Below are 9,157 nucleotides of genomic sequence, written 5' to 3' on the forward strand. Positions count from 1 at the left end.
CGCCAGAACGGCTTCCGGCTCTTTCTCGAGGATGGCCATGTCGACATGGATTCCAACCTGGTCGAAAACGCCATCCGCAGCCCGGCCATGAACCGCCGCAACGCGCTTTTTGCCGGCCACGATGAGGGCGGCCGGTCGTGGGCACGCTTCGCCAGCCTGATCGGCACCTGCAAGATGAACGGCGTCGAACCCTATGCCTATCTGCGTGATCTCTTCACCAGGCTCGCCAACGGCCATCTCGACAAGGACATCGATGCGTTGATGCCATGGGCCTATGCCGCGACCCCAGCTCCTTACAATGAGCTCATCCGGGAGTCCCCAGTGAGCTCATTCTGAGCGCTCATGAAAACATCAGCAGAACTCACCGTCGCCGCCCGCAAGCAAAATCCCAATGGGACAGGGACGGCACATACGCTACACCACCTCGACACGGCGGTTATGATTTTTTCAAAGGCCCCGCAACGTTTCCAGAACCGAAGCCAGCGGCATGGCCCTTAGTCCCTGAGCCACCGGGATATCATGTTCCCCCGCATAGACCAGGACGCCTTGATCGGCCTTGATGTCTGCAACCGCCAGGTGGAACCCCCGTGATACTTTCGGTGTGGTCGTCCGCTTGACTTCGATGGCCCAAGTTCCGCCGCCCGGAAGCCGCAAGACAAGGTCGACCTCCGCTCCCGCTGAGGTCCGATAGAAAAATGGTTCGGTTCCTGCCGGTGCAGCCGCAATGAGGGCCTCAAGGCAAAACCCCTCCCAACTCCCGCCCACCACGGGATGACCCAGCAGGTCTTCAAATGTCTCTAGTCCAAGCAGGGCGTGAACAAGACCGCTATCCCGGACAAAGACCTTAGGTGACTTGACCAGTCTCTTGCCAACATTCTCATGCCAAGGCTGAAGGCGTCGAACCAGCATCAGATCGACAAGCAGGTCAAGATAGCGTCCAACTGTTTGGCCCGAGATGCCCAAGCCCTCGGCCAGTGCAGCGGCGTTCAGCAGTCCGCCTTGCGCATGCGCCAGCATGGTCCAGAAACGGCGCAAGGTGTTTGCAGGGATCCGCGGACCCAGGGCCGGGATATCGCGTTCCAGATAGGTGCGTAGGAAATCCTTACGCCAGTCCATGCTGGTCTTATTGGTATCGGCTTGGAAGCTGTCGGGAAACCCTCCCCGCAGCCAAAGGTCGTTAAGCCGATCCGTACCTACTTCGTCAAGAAGAAGGGGCGGCATTTCAGTATAGAGGACGCGTCCAGCAAGCGATTCTGCCGATTGATGCAACAGGACGTTCGATGCTGACCCGAGCAGCAGGAACTGTCCGGTCCGAAACCCTTGGCGCCGTCGCGTATCTATCTGACCACGAAGGCTTTTGAACAGTCCTGGAAGCTGCTGAACCTCGTCCAAAATGACTAGCTTTCCCGCCTGTTCATCTAAATAGAGATCTGGCTCGATCATGATTCGTTGATCAGAACTGCGTTCCAGATCCAGATAGACCGACGGTTGCTGTTCGGCGACCCACAGAGCAAGAGTTGTTTTCCCTACTTGCCGGGGACCGAGAAGAACGACTGCCGCCTGATTTTCAAGGGCTGACAGAACGATCTGATTGACTCCGCGCGTATACATACCTTGCAATTACTCCACAAGATGGAAGAATTGCAAGGATATTAATGAAAAACTAAGAAGAAATCGTTGATCTGCGATGAAGTGCGCGCGTATTCCTAAGATCAATCAAATCATTCCCAACTTTTCGGCTTGCCCGAGCAGCATCTTGACGGAGGAGGGCTGCCATTTAGTCCTCCCGCGGGGTGTCCTCTCTCGCATAGCCTCCAGACGCTCACAAATTGCCTGCAGTGTAATGCCTGCGTCGGCGCCTTTGATTGCGGCAATAAGGGCAGGCAAGCGGTCATCTGTCGGGCGCCTTGCTGCGCGCCTCATCACAGTCGCGGACAGGAAGCCGTCCCGAACATAGGCCCGCACAGCCCTCAGAAGCCGCGGCTGTGTCCATTGTCGGTTCTGGGGCAGGGATGCATTGATGATCCGCAGGATGTCCTCCCAAGCCATGTGTGGGCGCAGTCTCCGGACATGGGGAACCCAGTCTGCTGCGGTCTGGGCAACGCGTTCCATGTAGCCATCATGCCGTGCCAGGCGTACCTTGCGAAGCGCCTCCGGGTTTCGGGCACGCAGCCCGGGATTTCCGCCGATCCGGCCTTCGAGACGTGCGCTGGCCAGTCCCGCTTTGGTCCGTTCGCGGATCAATGCCCGCTCGAACTCTGCCGCAGCCCCCAGTACCTGGAGCGTGAACTTTCCCTGGGGCGATGCCGTATCGATCGGATCCTCGATCGAGCGAAAGAACGCGCTCTTTGCTTCGAGTTGCTCGATGATCTCCAGCAGATGCGAGAGGGACCGGGCCAGTCGGTCGATCCGAACGACGACCAATGTGTCTCCCTTGCGGATACCGTCCAGGACGCTCGTCAGGACGGGGCGGGCGCGATTGCCACCGGACCCATGCTCCTCGAGAACCAAGGCACAGCCTGCGGCCTTCAAGGCCTGGGCCTGCGGCAGCAGTGTCTGATCATCCGTAGAGACGCGGGCATAGCCAATCAGCGGCATGGAGGGCCATCTTTCATAAYATGTAGAYGTCARTAAACGACCGTTTGCAAACAGATGCAACGCCGATATCTGCGTCTGCCGTACGGAAGTCTAGATCCTCTGCATCCATCAGGGGACGGAAATGGGCGGCTTCGTGCGCTCTCAGGGCCGTATTCCAAGGCCTCGGGATCTCCTCTGCCTGAGTGGCGGAATGGTGGTGACTTCGGCCAATATCTGAAAGTACTAGGCAACTGCAGAATGCTGGCAATATGCTAAACTGTTGGCGGCATAATCATGGGCTATCAGATGGATGTCGGATCGCTTCTTCTGAGTGCCGAGACCCACGCCGCGAGGGTTGAGGGCATCCTCCTGGCCGACCCCGCCCTGGCTGCACTGTGGCGGATGGAGACGAGCCTTCTGGAGGCTGCCGCCTCGGTCGGCCTCGAAGGCGAGCGCATCTCCACGCAGGGGATGGTGCTTCGTCTGACCAGCGGCACGGCGGTGGAAGAGGATGCCCGGGCGGTCGAGATGGCCCTGAAGCTTCTGGTCGTCATCCGCCGGCCCGGAGACCCGTTTGGCGCGCCGATAGCGGCGCTGCGCCGGATCGAGGCGGCTGCGGCACCCATCGGGCAGACACGCGATGAGGGCGATCGCTTGGAGGATGCGGAGCTGCCCTTGGTCGTGGAGGCCAGTCGCACCTGGTCCCACGTTCCGATCCTGGCGGGATGGCGTGCGGCGGCCAGCTATGCCTTCCGCTCCCGACGGAGCAGCCCGGTGGCCGAGCGGCTGATCTTCATGGCCGTGGAGGGTGCCGCGCGTCATCTGCAGGGGCTGTCTCCTGATAAAAGGGCTAGCCGCGATGAGCTGGACGAGAGGGCAGGGGGCCTGCTGATGCCGGCGGCTGCCGTGTGGATCGTGCCGCCATCCGTGTCGCTGACCCGCACCGGCTTTCGGGTCTGGTCGCCGATGACCGGGCTGGCCACGTTCCTGGAGGCCGCCACGCGGAGCCTCTCTCATGACCTCGGTCATCTGGGGACCCTGCGCCATGAGCTGGCGCGTCTCTCGGCCATGGCGTCGTCTGCACACGGGCGGTCGCGCCTTGGCGACTTGATCGCCTATCTGAAGGCRCAGCCGGTCGTGAGCTCGGCGATGGTCATGGATCATCTGGGGGTGACGCGCCGGACGGCCCTGACCCTGATCGGCGAGCTCGTCGATGGTGGCTGCCTCAGCAATCTCACCGCCCGAAGCACCTCCCGGTTCTGGGCGCTGCCGTCCCTTGCCGCGCGGATGGGACATGCGGGAGGGGCGGGGGCGGTTCGGGGTGATGTATTCGTCAGCCGCAAGGGGCCGCGCGAACGCTTGAAACAGATCGGTGCCTTGGAGCGGATAAAGGGAGGGCGCGACGAGGGCCAACTGGACCGGATCATGGCGGATTTTGATGCCGCGATGTCGGGCCTGGATGATGTCGTGCGCCGGGCGGGGGGTCGAGAGCGGAAAGACGAGTAGATCCTGCAGCGGTCAATTCTTTGCATGTCTGGAGACGCACGCTGTGCGGTAGAGGTATCCTAAGGCGGAACTAAGAACGTCGAGTGTGAAAGACTCAGTTCAGGAGGGCGCGCAGCAATGAATTCAGAGCTTGGACCATTCAGTTACGACACGGTAGCTGGAATGCTGGTAGAATGGGGCGGTGCGCAGCGCCTTGGGACATTGCTGTCGGAGTGGTTTGAGCAGCGCAAGCTGCTGATCGTTACTGACCGCTTCCTGCATCAGTCCGGCCTTCTGGATCTCGCCAAGGTATCGCTGCAATCGGCAGGGTTCGAGATAACCGTCTTTGACGATGTCGTCGCCGACCCGCCAGAAGATGTGATGATCGCATGCGCAACGATAGCCAAGGTGACCCGGTTTAAGGAAAGCGGGACGGGCTAGCAGATCCGGATAAACTTTGCCCTGCGAGATGCCGCAGGGCTCTGATCCTGTTTAACCCCATAACCCCGGTTGATCCCATTCCCCTGCTGGGCGCGCCATATAACACCCAAAGGGAGGGGCATTGCCCTAGGTTGAATTAAATTATATGTTTTAAATTCGTGTTACAGAGGGATGCACACGACCTAAATACTTAACTGCCATTCGTTTTATTTTATTATTAGATTCAGGCTGATTATTTATTAAGTTAATATCAGCTTTATGTAAGGCAAGCGCTCTATTTTTCATAGGTATACGTAGAACGCCTCCCTCAAGAAAATCTTTCTGCAGATGCTGAGGTGTTTTTTTCCATATGGTTCGGCGGATATGTCGGATAGACGCTTTTAGATCAAGCTCACGACGCAACCAACCTCTTCCAAAGCCCAAATTACGCGTGGTTTCTTCTTCATTTTGCGTCCAGACAGCAAGTTTCTCGCGGCATATATAAATCGGCTCCACTACCATACATGTTCTAATATACTCATCAAGCGCAGGAATGGTATCTGTTTTAAATGATAATTCTTGCCGAATATTTTTTGACCAGAATGCTCCCCCGTTTGAAATTCCAATTCCACCAAAAAGTGAAAGGTGGAATTCCTCTGGCTGATACACACGCTCATCAAATGTCCCGTTAAGTATACCAAAACTGCTCAATCGATTTTCTGTAACATAATCTATAACTTGATTTATCTGACATATAGAAACGCCATTTTGTTCAATGATTTGTATGCCCCTGTCAATGAAATTCTCTTTAATCTGATTATCATCCTCAAGCATAAAAAAATAATCTGCTGAATATTGATTCTCAAGCCGGAAGCATGCATCCAAGTTAGCAATTAAGTATTGTTGAGGTCGGTTAGAAATATATTTAATGCGAGGATCGTTTATCTCTTCTATTACTTTTTGAGCAGATTTATCTGGGCAATCATCACGAACCTCACAAACCCAATCTTGGTGTGTTTGCGCTTGCAAGCAATTAAGGGCTCGTTTTAGCTGAGAAGGGCGGCGATAGGTAGGGGTGCGAACTAAAACTAGAGGCATAGTACTTTCCATTGTTTAGAACTAGTTTATATTACCAGTAAATTCTGTTTAGCATAGTTGACGAGCTATGGCTTGATAGACGTATTTTATAGGAGAAAAAATGCTAAGAACTATAGATCTTTCCCCTCCTGTAAAGCGTGGTTCATTTTATATCGCCAGCTATGTCCCTTAGCATTGTCTGGAGCGTCAGGATCTGTGATGATTATCCGTGGGTCTTGCCTTACACCGAAATTTGTTTTACTTATAGTAGTTCCTTTCCCATACACAGTCCTGCATTTGGAAGCGGCTGCGGACCCGAAAAATTGTGCATGGCGGCAGCCTGTTTTTGCCCGCTCTGAGTGGGCTATTAGGACAGGTAAGGCCGGGGCTGAGCCAATCTCGGGGCAGGCTCACATCTGTTTCCGATGCAGCAGCCTTACAGATTGGCTGCTTTTTATTGCCGTAGAGGGCGCCCCGCGTCACGCACAGGGACGTGGCTCAAATCTAAGGGCTACGTGATGAATTGGAAAAGACGTCAAGCTGCTGATTTCTGATTGGAAATAATTTAGGTGCAGGGTAAACCCGTCTTAGTTCTGACGCTAAGTCAACACTTATTCATGGCCGCCTCCTTCATGGCCGCGTTCCTGGCGAACGCGGTCACGCTCGGCGGTCAGCGCGTCGCTTACGCGGTCGATGCCCTGCTGCGCGGTCGGATCGTTGCTGGCGCGCAGATAATCCCGCGCCAGGGTCAACTGGTCCTCCCGATCCCCGACACCGCGCAGAACCGCCGCATCGCCGTTCTTCAACGCCGCCAGTTCCTCACGGGTCAGCAACCGCTCGATGGCCTCGCGCAGCTTGCGTTCATCTTCGGCACCGACGGGGTTGGCGTAGCGGGCCAGCTCAGTGTGATCGGTGCCTGCACCATCGCGCGACCCGATGGACGTGACGGGCGCCCGCTCCTGCGCATCGGCCTCGCGGACACGTTCGATCTGGGCGGCGGCATCATGGCCCGGCTCGGACGTCTCGATCACCGCCCCACGCTGTGCGGCCGCGCGCTGATAGATGGCGTCATCGACGCCATAGTCAGCCGCCACCCGGTCATAGGCCGTATCAACAACCGCGATAGCCTGCTCCAGCTGCGCCTCATCGCGCAGATCAAGCCCGCGCAGATCAGCGACAGCCTGCAAATCCTGCTGGACCCACCGGGTTTCCAGAGCCGCGGAATTGGCCGCAACCCGCATCCGGGCCTCCACCTCGACCGGATCAATGCCGGTCCCGTCCAGGGCTGCACTCAGCTTGTCGCGGCCTTCCAGCGCGAAACGCGTGTTCACCTCCTGGACGTTCTGCGCCGAATAGATGCCCTCCGCGCTGGCCGCCTCGCTCAGGTCGCGCGACCGGGTGCCAAGCGGTTGCATATGCTCGACCGAGGACAGCGCCTCGGACAGCTTGCGTTCCATGGCGGGGCGCTGGTTCGGTGCCGCGTCGGCAATCCGCACCTCCGCGTCATCAACCGCGCGCCGCAGCCCCTCTGCGGCTTTGTCAAAATCATCCTGGACGGACATGTAGGGTTCTCCCTTGGATACAATGACGCCGCCCTGGGACAGGACGGCTGATGCCTTCTCAAATGCGGTAGCCAAATCCTGCAAATTCGCTTGCGAGGCGTAGCTCGCAAGGTCGCGATAGCGCAGGGACCAATCGCGGACCTCCTCGGTGGCACGGCTCAGCGCGTCACCGGTCCGAGGCTTGCCCGAAGGGGCCTCGAAGGCAGTGCCTGTCGTCACAGCCTTTTCCTTTGCCCGCCGCCACTCGCCATCCGTGGGGGGGTAGTTGATATGCCCGCGCTGCAAGCGCGTCGTGGCCTCAAGCTGGATGCCATAGCGGGCGGCATGATCCACCATCGCCTCCTTGAAGGCCTGGTAGGTGTATTCCGTGCCCTGACGGAGGGTGAAGTAATCCCCCGGCTCCCTGCCTCGCCGGTTGACGATGATATGGGCGTGCGGGTTCTTGTTCGGGCTGTCGGTATGGACGGCCACCATGTAGTCGAACCGCCCGCCAAGCTTCTCCTTGCAGATCTCGCCGGCGATCAGACTGACATGCGCGGGCTTGGCCCCGCGCGGAAACGACATGATCACGTGGGTTGTCCGGGCCGCGTTCATCTGGCCCCGCCAGTCGTCGGTCCAGCGCGATACGGCACGCTTGATCTGCTCCGGCGTCAGACGCTTCTCACCGTCCAGAAGACCGCGTGAATCATGCACGTCCACGCTCTTGCTGAACAGGTAGCTGAACTGCGCCGACAGCTGCCCCCTGGAGGCACAACCGCCCGTGCGGATCATCTTGAAGACCGCGGGTGATGCCCCCTGCGCCGCGCGCGCCATGTGCCGGGCACCCGACAGCTGACGGCCACCCTTGATCCTGTCCCAACCGTCCTCGAAGAGCCTGGTGGAGACACCGGCAACGGCATTAGTCCGTCCCATGTTCCGACCCCTTCATTCCGGCCACGAAGCGGCGGACCGTCTCCGAGGCGCGCTTGCCTTCCATCTCGCGGACCTGGGCGGACACACCGTCGATGTGACCCAGAAGATCGCTGAGAACCTGCTGCTGCGGCTTGGTCAGCTTCAGCTTTTCGCCCCGCCGGACCTCGTAGTTCTTGGTGGCGACCAGCTGGTTCACGTTCCGACCGATGGCCGAAAGCTCCCGCGCCACGTCGCGCAGGGCACCGGCCAGGTCAGGATCAGGCTCCAGAAAACCGGAAGGCACGGAACACACGCGCCGCAGAGCATCGGCCCGGCTCTTCAAACCAAGCCGTCCCGTGAACGCATCGAAGGCCAGAAGCCTGTCCCGATCCACCGTGAATGAGACAGGCGCGGTGCCGTTTCCGACCACTTTGGCCTTGTCGTGGAAGCTGCGGACGGCGCGGTAAATGGTCGGTCGTGTCACGCCATAGGTCTTTGCCAGCACGGCCACGGGCACGCCAGCACGGACGGATGCGACGATCTTTCTCTCGTCGGCAGGCGTGATCTTCTTCGCTCTTCCGGCCATGTCCGAAGTGTAAAAAATTACGGTTGCATTTCTTGCCAATCAACCACGCGACCCTCGCCTAAAAGTCGAAGGCCGTCAAGGAATTCGGCTTTTAGGTGACGGTCGCGTTCAATTCGCCTGGACTGAGGGTGCCGCGAAGCATGCACCCGAAGAACGGCCGAAGAGGCCCTCACAAGGCCGACAGGGGGCCATCTCGCAATTTTGGGTAGAGAGGTAAGGGTCCAGCCCGAACAGGGCGCTCAGCGGTCATTATAGGAACTAAACCGGATACGGTCTTACCCAGGGCGTCCGCTCATGCAGATCACGGGCAATTAGTCACAATTCGGCGCAAGGGACCTTACCTGCCACCTGACTCAACGCTCTACCAACCACCTTACCAAACACGTTACAAACCACCCCACCGGACACTTTATCTTTTACGTTACCCAACACCTTACCCACTGCATTACCTATTACCTTACCTGTTGACAGAATGTCGGCGCAGGCAACAGAACGAGGTCAACGAGGGGCCGTCCTGCCATGGGATCAGGCCGATTGAAGGGGATGATCAGATGGCAAT

The 9,157-nt window shown here is 58.2% G+C and carries 8 protein-coding genes; 3 read left to right on the plus strand and 5 right to left on the minus strand.

The window, feature by feature from the left end:
- Window positions 1-336 (plus strand): transposase domain-containing protein (locus SY26_RS19390; RefSeq protein WP_046001931.1); only part of this gene is annotated, 336 nt, incomplete at its 5' end.
- A gap of 111 nt (window positions 337-447) precedes the next feature.
- Here SY26_RS19390 and SY26_RS19395 read toward each other — a convergent pair.
- Window positions 448-1,611 (minus strand): ATP-binding protein, encoded by a 1,164-nt coding sequence (locus tag SY26_RS19395; protein ID WP_046001932.1) that lies wholly within the window; start codon window positions 1,609-1,611, stop codon window positions 448-450.
- A 105-nt stretch (window positions 1,612-1,716) separates the two neighbouring features.
- Window positions 1,717-2,598 (minus strand): recombinase family protein, encoded by an 882-nt coding sequence (locus SY26_RS19400; RefSeq protein ID WP_046001933.1) that lies wholly within the window; start codon window positions 2,596-2,598, stop codon window positions 1,717-1,719.
- A gap of 273 nt (window positions 2,599-2,871) precedes the next feature.
- Here SY26_RS19400 and SY26_RS19405 point away from each other — a divergent pair, with 273 nt between their 5' ends.
- Together SY26_RS19405 and SY26_RS19410 are read left to right on the plus strand one after the other, a co-directional pair.
- Complete coding sequence (locus SY26_RS19405) at window positions 2,872-4,083, plus strand: helix-turn-helix domain-containing protein (RefSeq protein ID WP_046000813.1); 1,212 nt, start codon at window positions 2,872-2,874, stop codon at window positions 4,081-4,083.
- Window positions 4,084-4,245: 162 nt separating this feature from the next.
- Window positions 4,246-4,503: an iron-containing alcohol dehydrogenase gene (locus SY26_RS19410; RefSeq protein ID WP_198143157.1), complete on the plus strand. Its 258-nt coding sequence runs from the start codon at window positions 4,246-4,248 to the stop codon at window positions 4,501-4,503.
- 150 nt (window positions 4,504-4,653) lie between these two features.
- On the opposite strand, the gene SY26_RS20850 is transcribed toward SY26_RS19410, so the two are convergent.
- The 3 genes from SY26_RS20850 to SY26_RS19420 all read right to left on the minus strand — a co-directional run bounded on the left by SY26_RS20850 (window position 4,654) and on the right by SY26_RS19420 (window position 8,598).
- Entirely contained in the window at window positions 4,654-5,592 is a 939-nt protein-coding gene (locus tag SY26_RS20850; RefSeq protein ID WP_084693833.1) for a glycosyltransferase, read from the minus strand.
- Window positions 5,593-6,170: 578 nt separating this feature from the next.
- Entirely contained in the window at window positions 6,171-8,033 is a 1,863-nt protein-coding gene (locus SY26_RS19415) for a relaxase/mobilization nuclease domain-containing protein (protein ID WP_084693832.1), read from the minus strand.
- Window positions 8,020-8,598 (minus strand): helix-turn-helix domain-containing protein, encoded by a 579-nt coding sequence (locus SY26_RS19420; RefSeq protein WP_046001934.1) that lies wholly within the window; start codon window positions 8,596-8,598, stop codon window positions 8,020-8,022. Before SY26_RS19420 ends, SY26_RS19415 begins: the two co-directional genes overlap by 14 nt.
- Window positions 8,599-9,157 lie beyond the last annotated feature (559 nt).

This window comes from Paracoccus sp. 228, from assembly GCF_000967825.1.
GTDB lineage: Bacteria > Pseudomonadota > Alphaproteobacteria > Rhodobacterales > Rhodobacteraceae > Paracoccus > Paracoccus marcusii.

What these genes read in the sequence shown, in the direction of transcription:
- SY26_RS19415 (WP_084693832.1), bottom strand. Translation starts at nt 8,033, where the DNA reads ATGGGACGGACTAATGCCGTTGCCGGTGTCTCCACCAGGCTCTTCGAG.
- SY26_RS19420 (WP_046001934.1), bottom strand. Translation starts at nt 8,598, where the DNA reads ATGGCCGGAAGAGCGAAGAAGATCACGCCTGCCGACGAGAGAAAGATC.
- SY26_RS19395 (WP_046001932.1), bottom strand. Translation starts at nt 1,611, where the DNA reads ATGTATACGCGCGGAGTCAATCAGATCGTTCTGTCAGCCCTTGAAAAT.
- SY26_RS20850 (WP_084693833.1), bottom strand. Translation starts at nt 5,592, where the DNA reads ATGGAAAGTACTATGCCTCTAGTTTTAGTTCGCACCCCTACCTATCGC.
- SY26_RS19400 (WP_046001933.1), bottom strand. Translation starts at nt 2,598, where the DNA reads ATGCCGCTGATTGGCTATGCCCGCGTCTCTACGGATGATCAGACACTG.
- SY26_RS19410 (WP_198143157.1), top strand. Translation starts at nt 4,246, where the DNA reads ATGCTGGTAGAATGGGGCGGTGCGCAGCGCCTTGGGACATTGCTGTCG.